The sequence below is a fragment of the Dellaglioa sp. L3N genome (assembly GCF_054941095.1).
This window is the reverse complement of the sequence record NZ_CM142928.1, coordinates 960,026-984,656: the sequence shown is the minus strand read 5'-3', so window position 1 is coordinate 984,656 and position 24,631 is coordinate 960,026. Positions and strand designations below refer to the sequence as shown.

General features: G+C 33.8%; 21 protein-coding genes. 17 read left to right on the top strand and 4 right to left on the bottom strand.

Annotated elements, in window-relative coordinates:
- The first annotated feature begins 81 nt into the window (after positions 1-81).
- The 11 genes from hrcA to ACVPPR_RS04905 all read left to right on the top strand — a co-directional run bounded on the left by hrcA (position 82) and on the right by ACVPPR_RS04905 (position 11,952).
- Positions 82-1,125, top strand: a complete 1,044-nt coding sequence (gene hrcA, locus ACVPPR_RS04955) for a heat-inducible transcriptional repressor HrcA (protein WP_462296819.1) — start codon at positions 82-84, stop codon at positions 1,123-1,125.
- A 17-nt stretch (positions 1,126-1,142) separates the two neighbouring features.
- A complete protein-coding gene (grpE, locus tag ACVPPR_RS04950) occupies positions 1,143-1,739 on the top strand; it encodes a nucleotide exchange factor GrpE (protein WP_462303786.1) in 597 nt (198 codons plus the stop codon).
- Positions 1,740-1,762: 23 nt separating this feature from the next.
- The gene (dnaK, locus tag ACVPPR_RS04945) at positions 1,763-3,598 is read left to right on the top strand and encodes a molecular chaperone DnaK (protein ID WP_462303785.1); all 1,836 of its coding nucleotides are present in this window, start codon (positions 1,763-1,765) and stop codon (positions 3,596-3,598) included.
- A 126-nt stretch (positions 3,599-3,724) separates the two neighbouring features.
- Positions 3,725-4,861: a molecular chaperone DnaJ gene (dnaJ, locus tag ACVPPR_RS04940; protein ID WP_462296822.1), complete on the top strand. Its 1,137-nt coding sequence runs from the start codon at positions 3,725-3,727 to the stop codon at positions 4,859-4,861.
- 127 nt (positions 4,862-4,988) lie between these two features.
- A complete protein-coding gene (lepA, locus tag ACVPPR_RS04935) occupies positions 4,989-6,830 on the top strand; it encodes a translation elongation factor 4 (protein ID WP_462296823.1) in 1,842 nt (613 codons plus the stop codon).
- An 84-nt stretch (positions 6,831-6,914) separates the two neighbouring features.
- Positions 6,915-7,433: a DNA-3-methyladenine glycosylase I gene (locus tag ACVPPR_RS04930; protein WP_462296824.1), complete on the top strand. Its 519-nt coding sequence runs from the start codon at positions 6,915-6,917 to the stop codon at positions 7,431-7,433.
- Positions 7,434-7,746: 313 nt separating this feature from the next.
- Positions 7,747-7,905 carry a thiazolylpeptide-type bacteriocin gene (locus ACVPPR_RS04925; protein WP_462303784.1) on the top strand — a complete coding sequence of 53 codons (159 nt, stop codon included), beginning with the start codon at positions 7,747-7,749 and terminating at the stop codon, positions 7,903-7,905.
- A 399-nt stretch (positions 7,906-8,304) separates the two neighbouring features.
- Positions 8,305-9,030, top strand: a complete 726-nt coding sequence (locus ACVPPR_RS04920) for an ABC transporter ATP-binding protein (protein ID WP_462303783.1) — start codon at positions 8,305-8,307, stop codon at positions 9,028-9,030.
- Between the two features lie 10 nt (positions 9,031-9,040).
- On the top strand, positions 9,041-9,781 hold the full coding sequence (locus ACVPPR_RS04915; protein WP_462303782.1) for an ABC transporter permease: 741 nt from the start codon (positions 9,041-9,043) through the stop codon (positions 9,779-9,781).
- Between the two features lie 311 nt (positions 9,782-10,092).
- Positions 10,093-11,208 (top strand): sensor histidine kinase, encoded by a 1,116-nt coding sequence (locus ACVPPR_RS04910; RefSeq protein WP_462303781.1) that lies wholly within the window; start codon positions 10,093-10,095, stop codon positions 11,206-11,208.
- A gap of 9 nt (positions 11,209-11,217) precedes the next feature.
- Positions 11,218-11,952 (top strand): LytR/AlgR family response regulator transcription factor, encoded by a 735-nt coding sequence (locus ACVPPR_RS04905; protein WP_462303780.1) that lies wholly within the window; start codon positions 11,218-11,220, stop codon positions 11,950-11,952.
- A gap of 705 nt (positions 11,953-12,657) precedes the next feature.
- Here the strand turns inward: ACVPPR_RS04905 and ACVPPR_RS04900 are convergent.
- From ACVPPR_RS04900 to ACVPPR_RS04885, 4 genes are all read right to left on the bottom strand, one after another.
- Positions 12,658-14,652, bottom strand: coding sequence for a cation:proton antiporter (locus tag ACVPPR_RS04900; protein ID WP_462303779.1), 1,995 nt, complete (start codon positions 14,650-14,652; stop codon positions 12,658-12,660).
- A 111-nt stretch (positions 14,653-14,763) separates the two neighbouring features.
- Positions 14,764-16,116: a gluconate:H+ symporter gene (locus tag ACVPPR_RS04895; protein ID WP_462296860.1), complete on the bottom strand. Its 1,353-nt coding sequence runs from the start codon at positions 16,114-16,116 to the stop codon at positions 14,764-14,766.
- A 21-nt stretch (positions 16,117-16,137) separates the two neighbouring features.
- A complete protein-coding gene (gene gntK, locus ACVPPR_RS04890; RefSeq protein WP_462303778.1) occupies positions 16,138-17,679 on the bottom strand; it encodes a gluconokinase in 1,542 nt (513 codons plus the stop codon).
- A 490-nt stretch (positions 17,680-18,169) separates the two neighbouring features.
- Positions 18,170-19,129, bottom strand: a complete 960-nt coding sequence (locus ACVPPR_RS04885) for a nucleoside hydrolase (RefSeq protein ID WP_462303777.1) — start codon at positions 19,127-19,129, stop codon at positions 18,170-18,172.
- A gap of 173 nt (positions 19,130-19,302) precedes the next feature.
- Here ACVPPR_RS04885 and ACVPPR_RS04880 point away from each other — a divergent pair, with 173 nt between their 5' ends.
- The 6 genes from ACVPPR_RS04880 (at position 19,303) to dtd (ending at position 24,631) form a co-directional block, all read left to right on the top strand.
- On the top strand, positions 19,303-19,791 hold the full coding sequence (locus ACVPPR_RS04880; RefSeq protein WP_462296857.1) for a DUF3013 family protein: 489 nt from the start codon (positions 19,303-19,305) through the stop codon (positions 19,789-19,791).
- Between the two features lie 12 nt (positions 19,792-19,803).
- Positions 19,804-20,751, top strand: coding sequence for a 50S ribosomal protein L11 methyltransferase (gene prmA / locus ACVPPR_RS04875; RefSeq protein ID WP_462303776.1), 948 nt, complete (start codon positions 19,804-19,806; stop codon positions 20,749-20,751).
- 9 nt (positions 20,752-20,760) lie between these two features.
- Positions 20,761-21,489: a 16S rRNA (uracil(1498)-N(3))-methyltransferase gene (locus ACVPPR_RS04870; protein WP_462303775.1), complete on the top strand. Its 729-nt coding sequence runs from the start codon at positions 20,761-20,763 to the stop codon at positions 21,487-21,489.
- 36 nt (positions 21,490-21,525) lie between these two features.
- A complete protein-coding gene (locus ACVPPR_RS04865; RefSeq protein WP_462296854.1) occupies positions 21,526-21,849 on the top strand; it encodes a hypothetical protein in 324 nt (107 codons plus the stop codon).
- Between the two features lie 85 nt (positions 21,850-21,934).
- The gene (locus ACVPPR_RS04860; RefSeq protein WP_462296853.1) at positions 21,935-24,163 is read left to right on the top strand and encodes a RelA/SpoT family protein; all 2,229 of its coding nucleotides are present in this window, start codon (positions 21,935-21,937) and stop codon (positions 24,161-24,163) included.
- Between the two features lie 21 nt (positions 24,164-24,184).
- Positions 24,185-24,631, top strand: coding sequence for a D-aminoacyl-tRNA deacylase (gene dtd / locus ACVPPR_RS04855; RefSeq protein ID WP_462296852.1), 447 nt, complete (start codon positions 24,185-24,187; stop codon positions 24,629-24,631).

Sequence of the window (24,631 nt, the reverse complement as noted above, 5' to 3'; positions counted from 1 at the left end):
TGACAATAATCCAAACATTTAGTATATTAATAGTTGTGTTAGCACTCAATAGTGTTAAGTGCTAAAAAGAGGTGATTGACCATGCTAACAGAAAGACAGATGTTAGTGTTAGAAGCAATTGTCAGAGTTTACACAGAGGTTGGTCAACCAGTTGGTTCTAAATCGGTTGTTGATTTTTTACCAATGCATGTTAGTTCAGCAACAATCAGAAATGAAATGGTGGCTTTGGAGAATAAAGGGCTTATTAAAAAAACGCATTCTTCTTCTGGTCGGATTCCGTCATTTCTGGGATATCGATATTATGTTGATCATATTGTTAAACCTGGGGTCGTGCCAGCAGCAGAATTAGTAAATATTCAGAATTCTCTTGGTGTTCACTTTCAAAAGATTGATGAAATTTTTGCGGAATCGACTAAGATTCTTTCAGATTTAACAAATTATACGGCGATTTCATTACGGCCTGAAACAGCGGAAAGCCGACTTGAAGGTTTCCGGTTGGTTCCATTAGGTAACCATCAAATTATGGCTATTCTTGTGATGAGTAGTGGTGTCGTTGAAAATCAAACATTTGGTATTCCTAGTTCAATCAATAGCTCCGATTTAGAGGCTGTTACGAGGTTGTTGAATGATCAATTAATTGGATTGCCTTTAGCTGAGGTATCAAAAAAGTTAAGGACAAGTATTCCAGTGATGTTGATCAATTATATGCGTCAACCTGATGGCATTTTAGATGTTTTAGGTAATATTTTGAAGCAAGCCACGCGTGAACAAGTTTTTGTTGGTGGCAAATCTAATATATTGGATTTTGCGGCTGATAGTAACGTGGATGAATTGAAATCACTATACGATTTAGTCGATACATCGAATAATAAGAATATTGGCGAGTTAATTGGGAGTCAAGGTAAACCCATTCAAATCAAGATTGGTGAAGAACTAACAAATCAATTACTTGATAACTATAGCCTTATATCAGCTAGTTATGATGTGAGTGACCATGGTCAGGGTGTTATCGCATTATTGGGACCAGCAAACATGCCATATTCGAAAATGATTGGATTGCTAGATGCGTTTAGTGATGAACTTGCAAAAAAATTATTAGATTATTATCAACGATTTGATAAATAAGAAAAGGGGTGTTGTGTGTGGTTAAAAATAACAAAGAAGATTTAGTTGAAGAAGACGTTGCACAAGAACAACATCAGTCAAATGAAACAACTAATCAAAATGATAAAAAAAGTTCTGTTACTGATAAAGTAAAAGAAAAATTTAGTAAAAAACCTTCTGATGCAGATAAGTTAGCTGAATTACAAGTTAGTTTGGATGCAATGGAGGATAAATATCTACGAGCAGAAGCCGAAATGGCAAACATGAACACGCGTTTCAAGAAAGAACAGGAACAACTCTTGAAATATAGCGGGCAATCATTAGCTAAGGATGTCTTACCCGTTATCGATAACTTAGAAAGAGCATTGGCTATTGAGGTTGATACTGAAAATAGTGAACAGCTTAAAAAGGGTATCGAATTAGTTTACAAAGATGCGCAAAAAGCATTAACTAATAATGGTGTTATAGAAATCGAAACGACTGATGTGATGTTTGATCCAACTGTTCATCAAGCTGTTCAAACAGTGCCTGCTTCTGATGATCAGAAAGCAGATACAATTGTTCAAGTCCTTCAAAAGGGATACAAATTAAAAGATAGAGTGTTACGTCCAGCAATGGTCGTTGTCGCTCAATAATATAAGAAGAGGTAGAGAAAATTATGGCAAAAATTATTGGAATTGATTTAGGAACAACTAACTCAGCTGTTGCTGTTTTGGAAGGTAAAGAAGCAAAAATTATTACAAACCCAGAAGGAAATCGGACAACACCATCTGTTGTTTCATTTAAAGATGGCGAAACTCAAGTTGGTGAAGTTGCTAAACGTCAAGCAATTACAAACCCTGATACTGTGGCATCAATTAAACGTCACATGGGTGAAGAAGGTTACAAAGTTGATATTCAAGGTAAATCATATACACCTCAAGAAGTTTCAGCAATGATCTTACAATACATCAAAGAATATTCTGAATCATACTTGGGTGAATCAGTAACCAAAGCTGTTATTACAGTTCCTGCTTACTTTAATGATTCACAACGTCAAGCTACAAAAGATGCTGGTAAAATTGCTGGTTTAGAAGTTGAACGTATTGTTAACGAACCAACTGCTGCAGCTTTGGCATACGGTCTTGAAAATACTGAAAAAGATGAAAAAATCCTTGTTTTTGATTTAGGTGGTGGTACATTTGATGTTTCTATCCTTGAATTAGGCGACGGTGTCTTTGAAGTATTATCAACAAATGGTGATACTCATCTTGGTGGCGATGATTTTGATCAAAAAATCATGGACTGGTTAGTTGAAAACTTTAAAAAAGAAAATGGCATTGATTTATCAAAAGATAAAATGGCAATGCAACGTCTTAAAGATGCTGCTGAAAAAGCTAAAAAAGATGTCTCTGGGATTACTAGTGCACAAATTAGCTTACCATTTATTACAGCCGGTGCTGCTGGACCTTTACATTTAGAAGCAACATTATCACGTGCACAATTTGATAATCTTACACAAGATTTAGTTGAACGTACACGTATTCCAGTTCAAAATGCTTTAAAAGATGCTGGTTTAACAAATGCTGATATTGATCAAGTTATCTTAGTTGGTGGTTCAACACGTATCCCAGCTGTTCAAGCATTAGTTGAAAAAGAAACAGATCACAAACCTAACCAATCAGTTAACCCTGATGAAGCTGTTGCACTTGGTGCTGCAATTCAAGGTGGTGTCATTACTGGTGATGTTAAGGATGTTGTTTTACTTGATGTAACACCACTTTCATTGGGTATCGAAACAATGGGTAGTGTCTTCACTAAGTTAATTGACCGTAACACGACAATTCCAACAAGTAAGTCACAAACATTCTCTACAGCTGCTGATAATCAACCAGCCGTTGATATCCATGTGTTACAAGGTGAACGTCCAATGGCTACTGATAACAAGACCTTGGGTCGTTTCCAATTAAACGATATTCCTGCTGCTCCTCGTGGAATCCCTCAAATCGAAGTTAAATTCGATATTGATAAAAATGGTATTGTTAATGTTTCTGCTAAAGATTTAGGCACAAACAAAGAACAAAAGATTACAATCAAGAGTTCAGGCGGTCTTGCAGAAGACGAAATTGAACGCATGGTTAATGAAGCTAAAGAAAATGAAGAAGCTGATAAAGCACGTAAAGAAGAAGTTGACTTGAAGAATGAAGTTGACCAATTATTATTCTCAGTTGATAAAACTTTAGAAGAATTAAAAGGTAAAGTAACTGAAGAAGAAATTAAATCTGCTGAAGATGCTCGTGATGCTTTGAAGAAAGCTCAAGAAGATAACAACGTTGAAGATATGAAAGTTAAGAAAGACGAATTAAATAAAATCGTTCAAGACTTAACGGTTAAATTATATCAACAAGCACAAGATGCTCAAGGTGAAGCCGGTGCTGAAGGCGCAGCTAAAGATCCTAAAGATGAAACAGTTGATGGCGACTTCGAAGAAGTTAACCCTGAAGACAAAAAATAATCTTTACTAAATTTTGAGTGTGATAGAAAGTCAAAGGCCTTTGGGACTTTGGCTTTTTATTTCATGTTAAGCATGGTATTCTATTTAGAGCAATAAAAACCAAAAAGGTTATTCGGAGGTACGGGAATGGCAGAGAACAGAGATCCATATGATGTACTTGGTGTGACTAAAGATTCATCACCTGAAGAAATAAAAAAAGCGTACCGTAAGTTATCTAAAAAATATCATCCAGATATTAACAAGGATGCTGGTGCAGAAGATAAATTTAAAGAAATTACTGAAGCTTATGAGACAGTTGGTGATCCGCAAAAGAAAGCTGAATATGATCAATATGGTTCAGCTGGCGCTCAAGGTGGTGGCTACCGAGGATTTGGTGGTCAAGGACAACAAGGTGGATTTGGCGGCGGTGGATTTGAAGATATTTTCAGTTCATTCTTTGGCGGTGGTGCTTCTCAGGATCCAACTGCGCCACGTGCAGGTCGCGATTTACAATATGAAATGACATTAACCTTTATGGAAGGTGTCTTTGGTAAGGAATCAACAATTAAATACAACCGTAAAAGCCTTTGTATTACTTGTGGCGGGTCTGGGGCAAAACCTGGAACTTCTCCAATTACGTGTCGTAAATGTGGTGGCCGAGGAACTATTCAAGTTGAACGTCGTACACCACTTGGCAATATGATGACTGAACAAGAATGTGATGTTTGTCATGGTACTGGTAAGGAAATTGAAGAAAAATGTGAGACATGTCATGGTTCAGGTCATACTGATGAAAGACATGAAGTTAAAGTAACTGTTCCTGCAGGTGTTGAAGATGGTCAACAAATGCGCTTACAAGGACAAGGTGAGGCCGGTGAAAATAACGGACCTTATGGAGACTTGTACATTATCTTTAGAGTACAAGCTAGTGGTAAGTTTGATCGTGAAGGTTCTGAGATTTATATCGATGTCCCAATTAGCTTTGTCCAAGCTGCATTGGGTGACGAAGTAACTGTCGAAACCGTTCATGGTGATGTTAAAATGAAAATTCCTGCTGGAACTCAGACAGGGACAACATTTAGATTACGTGATAAGGGTGCGCCTAAATTACACGGTAAAGGTAATGGTGATCAACAAGTTACCGTTAATATTGAAACACCTCGCAATCTTAAAAAAGAACAAAAAGAAGCTTTAAAAGAATTTGCTACAGCCAGTGGTAAAAATGTTGTTGGCGAAGGCAATTTATTCGATAAGCTAAAAGATCAATTTAAAGGTAAAAAATAACCAAATAAAAGATAGAATCGTCTTGCCGGATGAGTCTATCTTTTTTTGTATACGAACTACAATTGTGTTTAGCAGAGTTGATTGTTATAATCAAAAGAGATAGAAACAAGAAAGTAGGACGCTATTAATGGATTTTGAAGAAATGCAAGAGAGACAAAAACACATTCGTAATTTTTCGATTGTGGCACATATTGATCATGGAAAATCAACACTTGCGGATCGTATCCTTGAGTTGACTGATACAGTGACTAAGCGTGAAATGAAAAACCAATTATTGGACTCAATGGATCTTGAACGAGAACGTGGTATTACCATTAAATTAAATGCGGTTGAATTACATTATCTTGCTAAAGATGGTGAAACATATATCTTCCATTTAATTGATACACCAGGACATGTTGATTTTACTTATGAAGTTTCAAGAAGTTTGGCCGCTTGTGAGGGAGCTGTGCTTGTCGTAGATGCTGCTCAGGGCGTTGAAGCGCAAACGCTTGCTAATGTTTATTTGGCAATTGATGACGAACTTGAAATTTTGCCAGTTATTAATAAAATTGATTTGCCATCTGCTAATATTGAGATGGTTAAACAAGAAATTGAAGATATTATCGGGTTAGATGCTTCTGATGCTGTTTTGGCGAGTGCTAAAAAAGGAATTGGTATTGAAGAGATGCTTGAACAGATTGTGACAAAAGTTCCTGCACCAAGTGGTGACTTAAAGAAACCATTAAAAGCATTAATTTTTGATTCAATTTATGATAGTTATCGTGGTGTTGTGCTAAGTGTTCGATTGGTTGATGGTGTTGTTAAGCCAGGCGATACAATCGAATTAATGAATAGTAAGAAAAAATATGAAGTCACAGAAGTGGGTGTGATGTCACCCAAAGCGGTTGATCGTGATTTCTTAATGGCTGGAGACGTTGGTTATATTACTGCTGCAATTAAAGATATTCGAGATACACGAGTTGGCGATACGGTGACATTGGCAGATAATCCGGCAGCTGAAGCGTTAGAGGGTTATAGAGCTATTAATCCAATGGTTTACTGTGGATTATATCCCGTTGATAATTCAAAATATAATGAATTGCGTGAAGCACTTGAAAGATTACAATTAAATGATGCAGCTTTACAATTTGAACCAGAGACGTCGCAAGCTTTAGGTTTTGGGTTCCGTTGTGGATTCTTAGGGTTATTACACATGGACGTTGTCCAAGAACGTTTAGAGCGTGAATCTGGCTTAGATTTGATTACAACAGCACCATCTGTTATTTACCATGTTGATTTAACGGATGGTGAGAAGTTGATTGTTTCTAATCCTTCTGAAATGCCAGAGCCATCATCAATTAAGCAAATTAATGAACCTTATGTTAAAGCAAGTATTATGGTGCCTAATGAATATGTTGGTGCAGTTATGGAACTTTGTCAGAAAAAACGTGGTGTCTTTGACACGATGGATTATTTAGATGAATTCCGTGTAAATATTATTTATCACATGCCTTTATCAGAAATTATTTTTGATTTCTTTGATAAATTAAAATCAAATACACGTGGATATGCCTCTCTTGATTATGAAGAAGAAGGCTATCGTCCTAGTGATTTGATTAAAGTTGATATCTTGTTGAATGGTGAAGCCGTTGATGCATTGAGCTTTATCGTTCATCGAGACTTCTCTTTTGAACGCGGAAAAGGAATTGTCAACAAATTACGGACGTTAATTCCACGTCAAATGTTTGAAATTCCGGTCCAAGCGGCAGCTGGTCAAAAAATTATTGCAAGAACAAATATTAAAGCATACCGTAAAGATGTTACAGCGAAGTTGTATGGTGGGGATCGAACACGTCGTATGAAGCTTTTGGAAAAACAAAAAGCGGGTAAGAAACGAATGAAACAAGTTGGTAATGTTGAAATTCCTCAAGAGGCGTTTATGGCTGTCTTGAAGATTGATGAAGAAGAGGAATCTAAGAAAAAATAAAGGTGTAAAAATAAAATAGGTATCATTTTAGCATTATAGTCAATTTGGATGGGCTATTGAGAAAATCAAATGAGGGAAACTATAATGGAAAATGATAAAAGTTGGACTTGGTATCATGAGCAATGGGGAACGCCGACTTATGATGATACTAAATTATTTCAGTTATTGATAATAGGCATTTTTCAGGTAGGTTTAAATTGGAAAATGATTGCGGGCAAAAAAGATGTTTTTGCAAAATATTTTTATAATTATGATATCAGTAAAGTTGCAGCAACTTTACCTGATGAAATTGAAAAAATGTTAATGGATACAAATATGATTAGAAATGAACGTAAAATTAAAGCGACTATTAATGATGCTCAAGCAATCTTATCTATTCAAAAGGAGTATGGTAGCTTTTCAAATTATTTATGGAAATTTGTTGATAACAAACCTTTAATTAATGATTACACTGAGCATGATGAGGTACCAACAAGTACTGAACTATCTAAATTAATTGCTGTAGATATGAAAAAGTATGGATTTACATTTGTTGGGCCAATTGTGATTTATATGTTTATGAAAGCCAGCGGTATGATTAAAGATAATGTATTAAATAAGTAAAAACGGCAACCAGATTATAAGTAAAATGGCTCTTCGTCAACTATTGTTGGTGAATAATATTATGAAGGTTCTAATCACTTAGTGATTAGGCTTTTTTTTGCTATATATCAAATAGTGTCGATGACTTCTCATCAACACTCAAAAGTATAGAACCGAATGTTTCTACTAGGATTTTTTATTGTATTCTAGTAAAGTGAACAGTTATGAATGAAATTAGAACATCTGATAGCATTGTTCTGTGCATCTAAGTGTATAAAAATAGTTTGTAAGATGGATTAAGAAAAGTAATGCATGTATTGCAGTATTATAGTATGTGTATAGAAATAGAGAGGAGGAAAAAAAACTAATTGAAAAAGAATTTTATTTAGAAGTAGAGATGCTAGATTTAGATGAAGTATCCGTAATTTCAGAAATAACGGCTAGTAGTGGTTCAACAAGCTGTTCCGCATCATCAACATTTGGTTCATGCTAATGTTTGGATGATTAGCGAAGGAAATAGAAATTTCTATTATTGTTGAAGGTACATAAGGAAGTATTAGTTTGTATCAATCTTGATAATAATCAATAATATCAAGAGTATATTCAGAAAAATTACTCCGATAAAAGCTATTATGAAGTGACTGAACTGTTTGGATTTAACGGTGGAATACATAAAAATAAAAAAGAGAATAGATATGTCAAGGATCAAGGATGAAACCAATGTTTATTGATATGACTGTACCAATCTTACTAAAGCATTTCATTAACGAAATCAAAAAATGAGAATAGCCATGAACCATTATTCTATATTGAAGAAGTTCTTCCAAAATTTAAAAATGATCTTAAAGAATATGTTGTTGAATAATACTATTGTTAACTAGGGGGTTGAATCATGCAGAATTATAATGTAAGAGTAGAAAAGTTGGAAAAGAGTTACGGAAAAAAGAAAATTTTAAAAGGAATTGATTTTACTGCTGAAAAGGGAGAAATTATTGGTGTAATAGGAAAAAACGGTGCAGGTAAATCAACATTTTTAGAGATTTTAATGACAATCAAGGATTTCGATGATGGTAAGGTAATAGTATTTGGAGAAAATTTGAAAGAAATTAATCAGGCCAAATTAAGAAAAATTAAAAATAATATCTCTGCAGTCTTACAACCAACACAATTTTATAAAAAATTAAAGGTGAAAGAATTACTTGATCTTTTTAGGTCTTATTATGGAGGAAAAGTTAACATAAATGAAATTATTGAAGAATTTGAATTAGGAGAACAGTTAAATACTTTCTTTGATAATTTATCTGGAGGTTGGAAACAGCGAGTTAGTTTGGCTATTGCTTTTTTATCAAAACCTAGCTTGATTATTTTAGATGAGCCTACAACAGGTTTAGATCCCTATATGCGCAATCTTCTATGGGAAAATATTACAAATTATATAAAGAAGAATGATAGTACTATTATTTTGTCAACTCATTATATGGATGAAATAGAGATGTATTGTGATAAAGTATTATTTCTTAATAATGGTGTGAACGAAGTATTTGATACACCAGAAAATATCTTAAAATCTGGTCACAAATCAATCAATAGTTTTTATCTTGATAAAATAACGAAATAGGAGAAATGGTATGTTATTGACACAAATCAAATATGACTTAAAGATGTTTTTTAGAGAATTATTTTATCTAGTATTTACAGTAGTGGTGCCGCCTGTAACTTATATTCTAATGGGGCAGATGTTTAGCGATGCAACGTATGACGGAGGAATGAACTATGTACAGATGTATACGCCATCATTTATTGTGCTAATTAGTTTTTCTGTAGTATTTTTTGCATTTGGATTTGATCAAGTGATGAATCGAGCTGCAGGTATTGAAAAAAGGATTTTTATTACTCCTATAACGGATAAAGTTTTACTATTGTCGAGTATTGCAAAATCTTTTATTATAGCTAGCGCGGGATTCTTTCTTATTACAATAATTGGTATTTTCTTCTATAATTTACAGCTTTCAATAGTAAATTTCTTGGTTTCCTATTTCAGCCTGCTAGTAGTTAACGTGTTCATGTTGGTGTACTCACATGCAATTTATTCAAACTTCAAAGAAGTGAAAACGGCATTAGTCATTTCTATCATCTTATTTCAAATTGTTATGTTTACCGGAGGTTTTTCAGTACCAGTGGAGAGTTTACCAAATTTTGTTAGGTATGTTTCATATGCAAATCCAATTTATCATTTAAACAAAGTATATGTTTCAATTTGGAATCAGACGTTTCAATTTAATCAGGATACAGTAGTGTCTATTGCGTATGCAATGACTCTTCTTGCTATTTCTTTAGTTATTATCAAATTAAATAATAAAAAGGAGTAATTGAAAATGATTATAAAAGCACGTAAAAATAGTATGTATTACTATGATAAACTGTTCTCAAAATTTTCTATAGCCAGTAGAAAATTTATAGTATAATAGCACTACCAAACAGTAAATGAGGGGTTCTATTGAATATAGTCTTAGTTATACAAGTTTTATTTTATTGTGTTTTTGCAGGTATATTATTGGAAAAGGAATTCTACAGTACGCGGAATTTAATAGTAGGAATAATTTTTAGTGTAGTTATGGTTTTTATGTATAGATATATAGATATTTTTGGTTCAGTATTGTTATTCTCTTTTAACATGGTTATGTTTAAACAAATTTATACTAAATGGATAGATGCTTTATATTCTGCGTCCGTAATAATGATCTGTATGACTTTAGGTGATCATCTAACAAGTTTTATTATGGAAAAAATTTTAAAATTTGATAGTATATTTTCACATGATCCTGAGACCTTCCAAAATTTATTATTACATCAAGTTATTGCAATCCTCATTGGTTTCTCATTGATAGTTGTATGGAAAAGAACAATCACTAAAATTATTGATCATGAAACAGATAATTTACAGTTAAAGAAAATTATAACCTTTATTAGTTTTTTTACCTGTATAATTTATTTTGCTATGATTGTATATGTTCGACTAGAGGGCAGTAGTAGCTCATTAGTGATGATAAACACATTGTACTTGTCTATTTATTTTCTGTTGTTTATTGTAAGTTTATTATTTTTGATAGCAGCATTCCGGAAAAGGGTTGAAATGAAAGAAAAAGAGGTTGAGTTGAATAGTATGAAGTCATATACAGATCAACTGGAAAAAAACTATACTGATATGCGACGCTTCCGCCATGACTATATTAATATTTTATCATCAATGTCAGAATATATTGTTAATCGTGACATTGATTCATTAGAAAATTATTTTAATAACAATATTATGCGTGTTAGTCAAGAAATTAAGATTAATGATTTTAAATTGCGAGATCTCTCTAATATTAAGATTCCTGAGTTGAAAAGTTTGATTTCATCAAAGGTATTAACTGCACAAGAACAGGAATTAGATATTACATTTGAATGTACTAATGCAATTTATCATGTAAATATGGATAGTGTATCGCTTTGTCGATGTGTTGGTATTCTATTAGATAATGCGATAGAGGCCGCAACTGAGAGTTCAAATACTGAAGTCCGAGTAGGGATTATTGTATTCGAACAGTCAGTATCATTTATTGTGTGGAATACGTTTAGAGACGAAGGGCACAAGCTTTTCAAATATTTTGAAAAAGGTTTCTCAACAAAAGGAAACAACCGTGGACTAGGTTTGAGCAATTTAAAGGAAATTCTAAAGAATGAAAGAAATGTTCAATTAGATACCCATATCGAACGTGGGCAATTTAAACAAGAAATAAAAATAATAAAGTGAGGGACTATAATGCTTGATATTTTTGTTTGTGAAGATCAAAAAGAGCAACGAGAAAAGATAGTTAAATATATAACTAACTATATTATGATTGAAAATTTAGATATGCGACTAGCTCTTGCAACTGCTAATCCAGAAGAAGTATTAGCATACTTAGAGGAAAGTGATAAAGAAGGCTTATATTTATTAGATATTGATTTGAAACATAAAATGAATGGAATTAACCTTGGAGCTGAAATTAGAAAAAAAGATCCAACAGGAGATATTGTGTTTATAACAACACATTCTGAAATGACTTATTTGAATTTTATTTATAAGGTAGCTGCCATGGATTTTATTTTTAAAGATAATTTTGCTGAAGTACAATCAAGGATTGTCAGTTGTTTACAAGTAGTTAATGAAAGAAAACAAACAAAAAATAAAGGTACGAATAGAAAATTTGTTCAAAAAATTGATGATAAAATTATCAGTGTTGACTACAATGAAATTATGTTTTTTGAATCTTCTAGGTTGCATAAAATAGTTCTTCATATGGATAATAGGCAGGTGGAGTTTTATGGAAAGTTAAAAGAGATAGAAAAAGAACATGGATTTTTTATTCGTTGTCATAATTCTTTTGTAGTAAATATTAATAACATTCAAGAAGTTGATTTTAAGAAAAAAGAAATTTTATTAAAAAATGGAGAGATTTGTTACGGATCTGCAAGAATGATTAAAACGCTACAAAAAGAGTTAGAATCAATTTGAATATAGTTTGATGTAGAAATTGAGGATAATATAGCTCGCAAAAGTCTCTTAAAACGCTATTTTTATAGTTATTTAAGCAAGTCAAAATATATCAAAAGTGTTTATTTAGATGGATAATACGTAATTTATTTTATAAAATATAACGCTAAAAATTCTGATTTCTTACGGGCATACCGGTATTTTTGAAATGGAAACGTTTGACTGTATAATTTTTGGTGTGGGTGAAGAAATTCACTCATGCTTTTTTTTATAAAAAAATAGAAATATGTGTCGCGTGCAAATAATTGCATCTGAACGGTACTTGATTTAAAAGATAAAAATATTACTTTTACAGAAGAATTTTGTATTGAGAAAGATATAAATGGTTTGGGAAGCAAAATCTATCCAGCTGTAATTAACACATCTGATTACTATTGTAGTGTTATAAATAAGTTATTTTCTATTATTGAACATAAATACTGTGTCGATTCTCCCAATGGTAAATAAGTAATATCAGTAGTTAATCATTTTATAGATTCGCTAACGTGCCAATTGAAAACTACTAAATTTTCATATAATCTGTAAGGATTAACAGAACGTTTGAACCGTTTGTTTAGTTAAATTAAAAAGCACCTCAAGTTAAGATTAATCATACCAATCTTAACTCATGAAATGCTTTTTTATATTGTATTATAGACTCAGTGCCAAAATCTGGTTGCCGGTTTTTTATGATGAAAAGGCTTCGTTATTTTGTATATAGACCATTTCATCATAAGAAATTTGTTCCCTCAACAGATTAGCCGTCGTAGGATTAATCAAATTTTGTTCCAATTGAAGTTGAACAAAATTATATTCTAATTGAAATGCGCTTATAAAGATATTATTTTGTAAAACAAGTTGAGTTTCAGTTGCGGACGATCGTCGGTGACGGATTGACAAAAATTGTCTAACCATTGTAACGGTCATTGAATTTTCACTTGTTGTAACAGAGGTTAGATAAGTAATCGCCGCTTGGTAACCAGATGCCTCCATTAAATTAAATTCTGCTCTAGTATTCTCTCCGGATGTCCCATAATAGTTCTTAAATGCCTTTTTTTGTTCCTCAGTAATTTGAGAAAGTATCTTTTTACGTTTCTTAATCGTATGACTTTTAAAAAAACGAAGGAAATAAAAAAATAAATGCATGATTAAATTTTTAAGTGAAAACCCACGTGTTGATTGATAGGTTGTTTCTAGGTATTTTTCGTACCAAATCCCCATTTTTTCAGAAACTTGGCCGCTGACTAATAGTTCATGTAGCACATTTTCTTCAATTTCTTGCGTTTTTTCTATTAATTCAAAAAATTTACTTCTTTCAGGTCGTTTTAAAAAGTTTTGTTGATTGTATAGTGTTTCAATGACTGTTTGTCGTTCTGGACTGGGCAGATTCGTAACATTAAGCTGTTCAACTGTGTAGACAACCATTTGAGAACGAATTTGACCAATATTTTCTAAAATAGTAATTTCGTTCTTTTTCGGAATGAGATGGGGTAATAGAAAGGTTGGAACCAACATGCTAATTAAAATGACGAGTGCAGATATAAAAATGATTTCATTTCTCATTGGGAATACAGACCCTGAATTTGTCGTTAAAGGTAATGAATATGCCATTGATAGTGTAATTGTTCCATGAATACCACTTAATGCAAAGGTAAAATCATCTTTTAATGAAGGCGTTTTTAATAAGAAATGAGACCAGAGAAGACGCATTAACGTCATAATAAAGTAAATGCCGATACTAATGGCAAATAAAATTAATGCATTGGATCCTGAGTTTTTTAATAAATCTGATGTAACAGTTGGTAATGTTAATCCTAAAACGACGAACACGAAACCATTCAAAGCATCTGTCAGCACTTTCCAAAGACTACTTGATACAAATTGTAATTTAGTCGAAGATAAACGTAGACGATCTTTTTGAACGCCATGAATTAAACCTGCAGCAACAACGGCTAGAATACCGGAACAACCTAGTTCTTCAGATACGAAATAAATTAGAAAAGGTGTGATGAGTTCGATAGGAATCATCACAGCCGTATCTTCAATATGCCAGCTTAGTAAGGTTAATCTTATTCTAACAAACACTAGCCCTAGTAATGCACCAATAAAAAGGCCACCAAAAAAAGATAGGCTAAAGGCACTTAAACCTTCATTTATAGAAAATGTGCCAGAACTGAAGGCAGTTAATGCCAAACTAAGACCAACAATACCAGACGCATCATTAAATAATGATTCATTTTCTAATATATTCATTGTAGATTCAGGAATCGGTAAATTTTTTGTTACTGAAGAAACCGCAACTGTATCCGTTGGAGTAACAATTGCTGCTAATGCAAATGCTAAGGTGAGCGAAAGAGCTGGGAGAATAGTGTGGGCTAAAAACCCAGTGACAATAATGGTTGCACCAACTAAAACAATTGCCAATGAAAGTGTGACTAAAATATTTTTAGCTAATGAGCGTCTAGATGTATTTTGAGCTTCATTAAAAATAAGTGGTGCGACAATTAGTATAAAAAATAGTTCTGGCTTTAATTCAAAATGTTGAAAATTTGGCAATAAAGATAAACCTAATCCAATACCAATCTGATAAAATGCTTGGGGAACTTTGGGAAACTTGATGGCAATCACATTTGCGATAACCACGCCACTAAGCAATAATAATATAGCAAATAGAGAATCCATAACTAAACCTCCGATGACTTCTTTTAGAATGGTCTCTATTTTAACACATGTCAGAATTTAACAACATAATAAAAAAGCTAAATTATTTTATATAATTTAGCTTTTACTTATTTATACGAATAAATTAATAATCATAACGCCAGCGAGTCCTGAAACGGAAACCACTGTTTCCAAGACTGTCCATGTGGCCAATGTTTCTTTAACGGTTAAATCAAAATATTCTTTGATCATCCAGAAACCTGCATCATTAACGTGAGAAGCAATTAAACTACCAGAACCAATGGCAATAACCATCAACGCTGGATCAACGCCCGTACCTGACATTAAACCACTAACTAGGCCAGCCGCTGTTAAAGCAGCAACCGTTGCGGATCCGAGAGAAACTCTTAGAAGGGCTGCGATTAACCAACCTAACAATAGGGGTGATAATGAAGAAGATTCAAACATCTTTGATATGACATCTGCGACACCACCATCAACAAGAACTTGTTTAAATGCGCCACCACCACCGATAATTAAAAGTAACATTGCGATTTGTTTAACAGCAACCTCAAGGGATGACATAATTTCTTTGACAGGGATTTTACGTGCGATACCCATCGAATAAATGGCAAATAAAAGTGAGAGAAGCATAGCAACACCAGGAGAGCCAATGAACATGAAAAATGAATCTACTGAGTTGGGATTTTTCGGTGTGATTCCTTTATTAACAATCATATCGTAGAACGTTGAGATAGCCATGATAACAACAGGAAATAATGATGTTAACGTACTGATTGCAAAACTAGGAGTTTCTTCAAGTTTGAATTCTTTTTGGGTACCTAGTGCACTTAAATTTCCTTTTTGCTTAAATGCTGAAGGAATATATTTTTTGGCAACCATAGCGAAAAGGGGGCCTGCAATTAACGTCACAGGAACCGCTAATATTAATCCGTAAATAAGAACCATCCCTACATTAGCATTTAATGCTGCTGCAATTGCTGTTGGTGCAGGATGTGGTGGTAAAAAGCCATGGGTAACTGAGAGTGCAGCTGCCATAGGAATGCCAAGATACAAGACAGAGATCCCTAATTCAGTTGCGATGGCAAAAACGATTGGAATTAATAGAACAATACCAACTTCGAAAAAGAGGGCAATACCAATAATGAATGATGCTAAAACAACTGCTAATTGAATCCATTTTCGACCAAATCGATTAATTAATGTTGTAGCAATTCGGTAAGCACCACCTGAATCAGCAACTAGTTTCCCAAGCATAGCACCGAAACCAAAAACTAAGGATAAATGACCTAATTGACTGCCGATACCATTTTCAATAGAAGCTGTGATTTTATCTAATGGCATCCCTAAGCTGATGGCAACAACAAACGATGTGATAATTAATGAAACAAAAGTATTTAGTTTAAATTTAATAATTAGTAAAAGTAAAAAAAGAATCCCGATAAATACAATTAAAAGTGGCATAATAACTTTCCTCCGATAATGCTAGATTTGATGGTAATGTTTTCGTTGGAAATCAGCAATATTTTTATATTCAGAACTTAATGATCGACTTAATCGAATAAAGATAGGCAACAGTTCACGATATACTTCAAAATTTTCTTTTTGTGGTTTATGAACATGCATTGAGCCAATCATATTTTCAACGGCAGATAAATCAGCAATTAAATGTAAACTTTGCATGCCTAAGACAGCTGCACCAAGACAAGAGCTTTCGAAACTCTCAGGAATTGTGACTTCTTGTTCAAAAATATCAGCTAATAATTGACGCCATAACGAAGACCGAGCGAAGCCACCAGTTGCTTGGATTCTTGTAGGACTCCCAGCAACTTCTTCTAATGCTAGCATAACCATATCTAAATTGAAGACGATTCCTTCAAGAACAGCACGAGCCATGTGGGCACGTGTGTGTTGGCGTGTTAAGCCAAAGAAAGAACCTCTAGCATCTGCATCCCAAAGTGGTGCTCGTTCACCACCAAGGTAGGGATGGAAAAGTAAGCCATCTGAACCAGCAGGTACTTTTTCTGCAATCTGAGTAATAACCTCATAGGGATCAATTTGCATTTGTTCAGCTGTAATTTTTTCAGGCGTAAATATTTCGTCTCTAAGCCAACGGAAGACGATACCACCATTATTAACGGGTCCACCAATGACCCATTTATTTTTGGTAAGAGCATAACAGAATAATCTGCCTTTGGAATCTGTTACAGGATGATCAATAACCATTCTGACAGCACCACTTGTACCGATGGTAACAGCTGCAACACCTGGATCAATCGCATTAACACCAAGATTTGAGAGTACACCATCACTTGCACCAACAATAAAGGGAACATCACGTTGAATACCAGTTGCTTTAGCAAATTGTTCATTCAATCCCGAGAGTTGATAGGTTGTTTCAACTAGTTCTGGTAATTGATCAGGGGTAACGCCAGCAACAGATAAGGCTTGTTCATCCCAATCTAAATTAAAGATATTAAATAATCCAGTTGCGGATGCCAATGAATGATCAATCACAAGACGATCGAACAATTGGTATAAAATATAATCTTTAATTCCGACAAAATAGGCCGCTTGATTAAATAAATCTGGTTTTTCATTCTTTAACCAAATTAATTTTGATAAGGGTGACATCGGGTGAATAGGCGTTCCAGTCTTAAGGTAGAGCTCATGGCCAATGCCTGATTCGTTTAAATCGTCACTCCATTTACTAGCTCTATTATCAGCCCAAGTGATTGAACGAGTTAAGAGGTTATGATTTTTATCGAGTAGTATTAAACTGTGCATGGCAGCAGAAAAAGAAACCCCTTTTAAATCAGTAGGATTTAAGTTTGCTTTTGTATTAACTTGAGCAATTGCTTTGGTTACGGCAGCATAAATTTCTTTAGGATCTTGTTCAGCCATACCGTTTTCTTCTTGGTAGAGTGGGTAACCAATATTAGCATACGCAATCACTGTTCCTTTAAGATCGTATAAAACTGCTTTTGTACTTGTTGTTCCAATATCAACACCAATTATATGTGGCATAATAAACTCCTTAAATAAATATTATTGTGGATAATAGTTCTGATAAATAATCTTAGTTAGCGTTTACATTATCTTCTTTAAAAGACTTTAAAGCAATTATTTTCCCTTATTTAAAAGTGAATAAGAATAGATAGAATGCTAAGCCAATTAATAAGATTGAAAAAATAAGTGCTAAAAAATTTTGCCGACGGTTACTAAGGTGTAATAATAAATTTAAACATGCCAAAATAATAATGTAGCCGCCAAATAGTATAAAAAAGGTAAATGTATCTGTAATAGGGTTCAAACAGATGAGTGAAAATAAGCCTAGGATTAACAACCAATTTCGACTATTTTTCTCCCAGGATAATGAACCAAAAAATAATGATGTATATGAAAATTGGCGATGGTTAGTTTTCATCGTTATAGAAATATAAATAATGGTTGTAAGGATGAACCAGATAAAAATAATGACTGGACCCAGATATAACATAAGTGAACCTCATTGAATTTAATTTTCTGAGAATAATGTTGATAATCTTGTCATGAATGTTGATAAAAATCTTTTGGTTTCAACGGCTACGGCAACATTTGTAGTGGCCTTGCTTGAATCTAATCGTGTTTCATCACCAATTGTTCGACCATTGAAAGGTGGTTTTGTATCAACTTTCATATTAATTGGTAGAGCAGTAATGAGAGAGGGATCGATTGCAACGGCTACGGCAAGGGGATCATGTAGGGCACAGCCGTCTAAATTTGTTTTTAAGTTTGCATAAGCTTCAATATAATAGTCAACAATATCTGCAAAGGCACGACCTGATGGCGTGTTAAGTTCACGCCATTGTTGTGTCTCTTTTTTTGTTAAAAGTGTTTTAAGTGTGACATCAAGACCTACCATTGTAAGTGGCAATTTGCTTTGGAAAACGGCATTAGCAGCTTCAGGATCTTGATTAATATTTGCTTCGGCAACAGCGGTTACATTTCCAGGGATAGTAAGTGCGCCACCCATTAAAACAACCTTACCAATTAATTTTTCAATTTCGGGTGCTTTCTTGATGGCCAATGATAAATTAGTTAGTGGGCCAGTAGGGACGATAATTAAATCTGACTGAAATTTTTTTGCAGAATTAATCATAAAATCAATACCTGACTCTGAAGCATATGACTGATTTGATGATGGGATGGTTACGTCGCCTATACCATTCATACCATGAATTTCTTGACTAATTTGCATAGTATCGAAAGATTCGGTTGTAATTGAATGCTTCTCACCAAGATAAACAGGGATGTTAGCGCGTCCTAATAACGAAAGTAGGTCCAAACTATTTTGGACACCCTCTAACATTTGTAAGTTACCGTATGAGCCGACAATACCTATTAAATCAATTTCATCACTTGCAAGTGCATAAGCAATAGCCATAGCATCATCAATACCAGTATCTAAATCCAAAATCATTTTCTTTCTTCCCATAAAATAAAACCTCCCCAATATTTTGATACCTTTAGTTTACCAAAAAAATCAATAAATTGTTATCGTTTACCTCTATAATTAATGCATGAATGGGTACAATGCTTTATAATAAACAATAAAGAACGAAACAATATTTAGCGCATTTAAAATTAATTTAAATATGGGGTGACGATATGGCACAAGAGACATTGTTTGATTACTTAAAGAAAGAATTACCAAGTATTGACTTTGATGGTGATATTGTGTTGGATTGGCAGAAAAAAGAGCATACGTTTACGGTGGATTTGACATTTTATGCTGAAAATAAATCGCAACAAGCAATCCTTGATATTGAGGGTGTTAACTCGGAATTACCAATTATTTCATTTGGAGACGCAATATTATTATATGATGAGGAACGCTTTGATCCAAAGGAAGTTGAAAGTGATTATCTAACAACGTTACCATTCCAAGGAAAATCTGGCTGGGAACGTTCAGAGGGGTCAGCTTTTATTAACTATTTACAGATTGTGCTAGATAATGGGCAAAGCGATTTATTAGACTTTTTGAATGATGATGACGCTAATTTCTTTGAATTAGATTGGTCAACTAGTGATTTTGAAAAAATTCAAAAAGCGCAAAGTACACAAAAAAGTATGCGTTTAGTCTATCCAAAATTTTAGGAGGATTTCAATTTGAAGTGGACAGAATTAAGTGTCTTAACGAGTAGTGAGGCTGTAGAAGCAGTTTCAAATATTTTAATTGAAAGTGGCGCTGAGGGTGTCCAAATTGATGACTCAAAGGATTTTGAAAAATTAAGACAGGATGAATCAGCTAGTTATGATTTTGAATCAGTTGAGCACCAGGTTGAAGGAGCCAAAATTTCTGCGTTCTTCCCTGAAACTATTTTTATGCCTGAAATAGTACCGACTATCCAAAGTCGTGTTAATCGGTTAGTTGATTTTGGCCTTAATCCTGGTAAAGGTGTGATTGAGTTAACTGAAGTTGATGATCAAGGTTGGGGTCTAGAATGGCAACAATATTACCATCCAGTTAGAGTGACTCGTTTCTTAACAATTGTGCCAAGTTGGGAGAACTATCAAACCGTTCAATCTGATGAAAAAGTGATTCGTCTAGATCCTGGAAAAGCGTTTGGGACAGGAACCCATCCAACTACGCGATTAGCGCTAACAGCGTTAGAACAAGTGATTCGCGGAAATGAATCTATGATTGATGTTGGAACAGGTTCAGGTGTTTTAAGCATTGCTGCCAAATACTTAGGCGTCGGTCATATTGATGCCTATGATTTAGATGATATTGCAGTAGATGCTGCGATTTTAAATTTTAATTTAAATCCAATTGCGGATGATATTCATGTCGCAGCTAACGATTTATTGAATGGCATCGATAAGAAAGTTGATTTAATTGTAGCAAATATTTTATCTGAAATTATTGTTCCTTTGATTCCACAAGCAGAAAAAAGCTTAAATCCAGGCGGTTATTTTGTGACGTCTGGAATCATCGCAGATAAAGTTAACTTAATTAAGACATCCTTATTAGATGGTGGATTTGAAATACAACAAGTTTTAAATCAGGGTGATTGGTTCTCAATTATTGCAGTTAAAAAGGATTTGGAAGGTTAGGTAGCAAGGATGCAAAGATATTTTTTAAAATCTGATGAGTTAATTTTAACAGATGAAGATTTTCATCATGCCATTAAAGTAATGCGTTTAGCAGTTGGTGATCAAGTGGAGCTAGTCAAGCAATCACGGGAAGTTGTCGTTGCAAAATTAGTACAAGTTACAGATGATTCTGCTAGTTTTGATTATCAAAAAACAGTAGAAACACGAGTTGAATTACCAATTAACGTGACAATTGCATCAGCTCTTTCAAAGAAAGATAAAGCCGATTGGATTGTTCAAAAGGGAACTGAAATGGGTGCAGATAATTTTGTATTTTTTAATAGTGATTTTTCTGTTGCTAAATGGGACCCTAAAAAGCAGGTTAAAAAAATTGAGCGATTGCAAAAAATTGCTAAAGGTGCTGCAGAACAATCCCATCGAACAATGATTCCAACGGTATCATATGCCAATAAGATTGAACAGGTGCTTCAGCAATCGTATGATATTCAGATTGTTGCCTATGAAGAGTCAGCTAAGCAGGGTGAAGTTAGTCAATTAAAAAAATCATTTGATTCGATTCAACCTGGTCAAAAGATGATTGCACTATTTGGTTCAGAAGGTGGTATTTCTGAAGCAGAAATCGATAAAATGTCTGTTGCTGGTTATAAAAAAGTAGGGTTAGGACCTAGAATTTTACGTGCTGAAACGGCGCCATTATACCTGTTAGCGAGTCTTTCCTTTTTTAGTGAATTAAGTTAAAATAAAAACAGAAGAAAACGAAATGAGGAAATTTTTTTGAAAAAAGTATGGAGTATGACTTCTGGATGGTATTTAGCTGTTAGTGTTGCTATTGGAATTGTAGTTCCAATGATATTGACTTTGGCAAATGCGAATGATGTCGTGAAAATTGGTGTCTCTTTATTTGTCGTAAATGTGATTTTTTCTATGATTATTGGTGTGATAGTTGGCATGAATAGTCATGGATTAATTTTTAACTTTTATTTTCCAATTATTTTTGCGATTGGGGTCTTATGTCACTTATTTCAAGGCGTGACGATTTATTTTGCCATTATTTATCTTTGCTTATCATTATTAACATGGGGAATTTCAAAAAATTAATACGAAAGTTTTATAAATACAGGAGTACGCAGACTGCACTATGTAATCGCGTACTTTTATTTTATACAAAAAGAGGTGCTTAGGTATGACAAAAGAAGAAATGTGGAGTGCCAGAGACGTCTTGGAAATCGTCGAAAGCTATATGAATGAAGAACATGTTAAGTTTGTACAAAAGGCATGTGATTTTGCTACGTATGTTCATAAGAATCAATATCGTAAATCTGGTGAGCCCTACATTATGCATCCGATACAAGTTGCTGGTATTCTTGCAGAATTAAAAATGGATCCTGAGACGGTAAGTGCAGGATTTTTACATGATGTTGTTGAAGATACACCGGTAACCTTAGGGGATGTTGGTGAACTTTTTGGCAAAGATGTTGAGGTTATTGTCGATGGTGTTACTAAATTGGGACAAATTCAATATAAATCTCATCAAGAACAGTTAGCTGAAAATCACCGTAAATTACTTTTAGCCATGTCTAAAGATTTACGTGTTATTATTGTGAAATTAGCTGATAGATTGCATAATATGCGTACATTAAAGCATTTACGTCCAGATAAGCAACGTCGAATTGCGAATGAAACGTTGGAAATTTATGCACCATTAGCAGATCGTTTGGGTATTAGCACCATTAAATGGGAATTAGAAGATAGTGCATTACGTTATTTGAATCCACAACAATACTATCGGATTGTCCATTTGATGAATTCTAAACGTGAAGAACGTGAAGAATATATTTCGGGTGCGATTGAAGAAATTAAAGTTTCTATTAGTGATTTGAAAGTGTCAAGTGAGATTTACGGACGGCCAAAACATTTATATTCTGTTTATAAAAAGATGAAAGATCAGCACAAACAATTTTCTCAAATTTATGATCTTTTGGCTGTCCGAGTAATTGTTGGTTCGATTAAGGATTGTTATGCCGTTCTGGGGGCAATCCATTCAAGATGGAAGCCAATGCCAGGTCGATTTAAAGATTATATTGCAATTCCTAAGGCTAATTTGTATCAATCTTTGCATACAACAGTTGTTGGGCCGGAAGGTCGGCCCTTTGAAGTTCAAATTAGAACAAAAGAAATGCATGAAATAGCTGAGTTTGGTGTTGCAGCACATTGGGCTTATAAAGAAGGCGTAAAAGAAAAAGTTCAACAAGATGATGCCGGTTCAAAATTAAATTGGTTTAAAGAAATTATTGAATTACAAGATGAAACGGATGATGCTTCCGACTTTATGGAAAGTGTTAAAGGTGATATTTTCGGTGACCGTGTTTACGTCTTTACACCCAAAGGCGATGTTTTTGAACTGCCTAAGGGCGCTGGTCCACTTGATATGGCTTATAGTATTCATACTGAAATTGGTCATCATACAACAGGCGCAAAAGTGAATGGAAAAATTGTCCCACTAGATTATCAAGTGAAAAATGGCGATATTGTTGATATTTTAACAAGTAAAAGTTCGATGGGACCAAGTCGTGATTGGGTTAATTTGGTGCATACAAATAAAGCACGTAACAAAATTAAACGTTTCTTTAAACTACAAGATCGTGTTGCTAATGTGTCAAAAGGCGAAGAATTATTGACAAATCAATTAATTGATTTAGGATTTGATCCCAAAAAAGTGATTACAAAAGAAAATATGAAACGCCTTTTGGATAAGAAACAATTAACTGAAGCAGATGACTTGTATGCCGCAATTGGATTTGGCGAAATTGCAACGCTTGGGACTGCTAATACATTAACTGAAGATATTCGTTCTAAGGAAGAAGAAGTTCGACAAGTTAATGAACAAAAGGCAATTCTTGAAGATCATAAAGCAATTAAAAAACCTGAAACTGCTGATAAGGACCATAAAAGTAGTCATGATGGTGGTATTGTGATTGATGGTGTTGATAATTTGCTCGTTCGATTAAGTCATTGTTGTAATCCAATTCCAGGAGATGATGTGATTGGTTATATTACTAAAGGTCGCGGCGTCTCAGTTCATCGAGTTGAATGTCCTAATGTTGCAAAATCTGAAGAATCTGGGGAACGTATTATTAATGTTAAATGGGATACGCTCATGGATGATAAAGGTATTTATCAATCAGATTTAGAAATTCAAGGTTATAACCGTTCTGGCCTTTTAAATGATATTTTACAATCATTGAATAATACAACTAAACAATTAAGTTCAGTGAATGGGCGAGTTGATAATAATAAAATTGCTACGATGGATGTTTCAGTTGGTGTGAAAGATATTGTTCAGTTAGAAAGAATTATGGAAACTTTGAAAAGTGTAGAAGATGTTTATGCAGTTAAAAGGAAGATTCATTAATTTTTTAATGGAGGGTTAAAATTGAAAGTGATTGTTCAACGTGTCAAAAGTGCCAGTGTGTCGATAGATAATCAGACGTTTAATCGTATTAATGCTGGATACCTGTTATTGGTTGGCTTTAAAACGGGTGATACGTCAGATGAAATAGACTATATGGTTAAAAAAATTTCTAATTCTAGATTATTTGAAGATGATGAAGGTAAAATGAATTTAAGTATTCAAGAAGTTAAGGGAGAGATTCTTTCAATTTCACAATTTACTTTGTATGCATCAACGAAAAAAGGTAATCGCCCTAGTTTTACGATGGCTGAAGAACCTGATTCAGCTAAAAAGCATTATGAAGAATTTAATCAAAAGTTAGCCGCAATAGTAGCTGTTGTTAAACCAGGACAATTTGGCGCAGATATGGCTATTGAGTTGATAAATGATGGACCTGTAACCATTATTTATGATTCTGAACAAAAATAA

Excerpts from the sequence above, each read along its gene's own strand:
- ACVPPR_RS04895 (WP_462296860.1), bottom strand. The coding sequence starts at position 16,116 with ATGCCACTTTTAATTGTATTTATCGGGATTCTTTTTTTACTTTTACTA.
- ACVPPR_RS04880 (WP_462296857.1), top strand. The coding sequence starts at position 19,303 with ATGGCACAAGAGACATTGTTTGATTACTTAAAGAAAGAATTACCAAGT.
- ACVPPR_RS04900 (WP_462303779.1), bottom strand. The coding sequence starts at position 14,652 with ATGGATTCTCTATTTGCTATATTATTATTGCTTAGTGGCGTGGTTATC.
- ACVPPR_RS04870 (WP_462303775.1), top strand. The coding sequence starts at position 20,761 with ATGCAAAGATATTTTTTAAAATCTGATGAGTTAATTTTAACAGATGAA.
- ACVPPR_RS04930 (WP_462296824.1), top strand. The coding sequence starts at position 6,915 with ATGGAAAATGATAAAAGTTGGACTTGGTATCATGAGCAATGGGGAACG.
- ACVPPR_RS04915 (WP_462303782.1), top strand. The coding sequence starts at position 9,041 with ATGTTATTGACACAAATCAAATATGACTTAAAGATGTTTTTTAGAGAA.
- ACVPPR_RS04920 (WP_462303783.1), top strand. The coding sequence starts at position 8,305 with ATGCAGAATTATAATGTAAGAGTAGAAAAGTTGGAAAAGAGTTACGGA.
- hrcA (WP_462296819.1), top strand. The coding sequence starts at position 82 with ATGCTAACAGAAAGACAGATGTTAGTGTTAGAAGCAATTGTCAGAGTT.
- lepA (WP_462296823.1), top strand. The coding sequence starts at position 4,989 with ATGGATTTTGAAGAAATGCAAGAGAGACAAAAACACATTCGTAATTTT.
- ACVPPR_RS04905 (WP_462303780.1), top strand. The coding sequence starts at position 11,218 with ATGCTTGATATTTTTGTTTGTGAAGATCAAAAAGAGCAACGAGAAAAG.
- ACVPPR_RS04860 (WP_462296853.1), top strand. The coding sequence starts at position 21,935 with ATGACAAAAGAAGAAATGTGGAGTGCCAGAGACGTCTTGGAAATCGTC.
- ACVPPR_RS04885 (WP_462303777.1), bottom strand. The coding sequence starts at position 19,129 with ATGGGAAGAAAGAAAATGATTTTGGATTTAGATACTGGTATTGATGAT.
- gntK (WP_462303778.1), bottom strand. The coding sequence starts at position 17,679 with ATGCCACATATAATTGGTGTTGATATTGGAACAACAAGTACAAAAGCA.
- ACVPPR_RS04910 (WP_462303781.1), top strand. The coding sequence starts at position 10,093 with ATGTTTAAACAAATTTATACTAAATGGATAGATGCTTTATATTCTGCG.
- dnaJ (WP_462296822.1), top strand. The coding sequence starts at position 3,725 with ATGGCAGAGAACAGAGATCCATATGATGTACTTGGTGTGACTAAAGAT.
- dnaK (WP_462303785.1), top strand. The coding sequence starts at position 1,763 with ATGGCAAAAATTATTGGAATTGATTTAGGAACAACTAACTCAGCTGTT.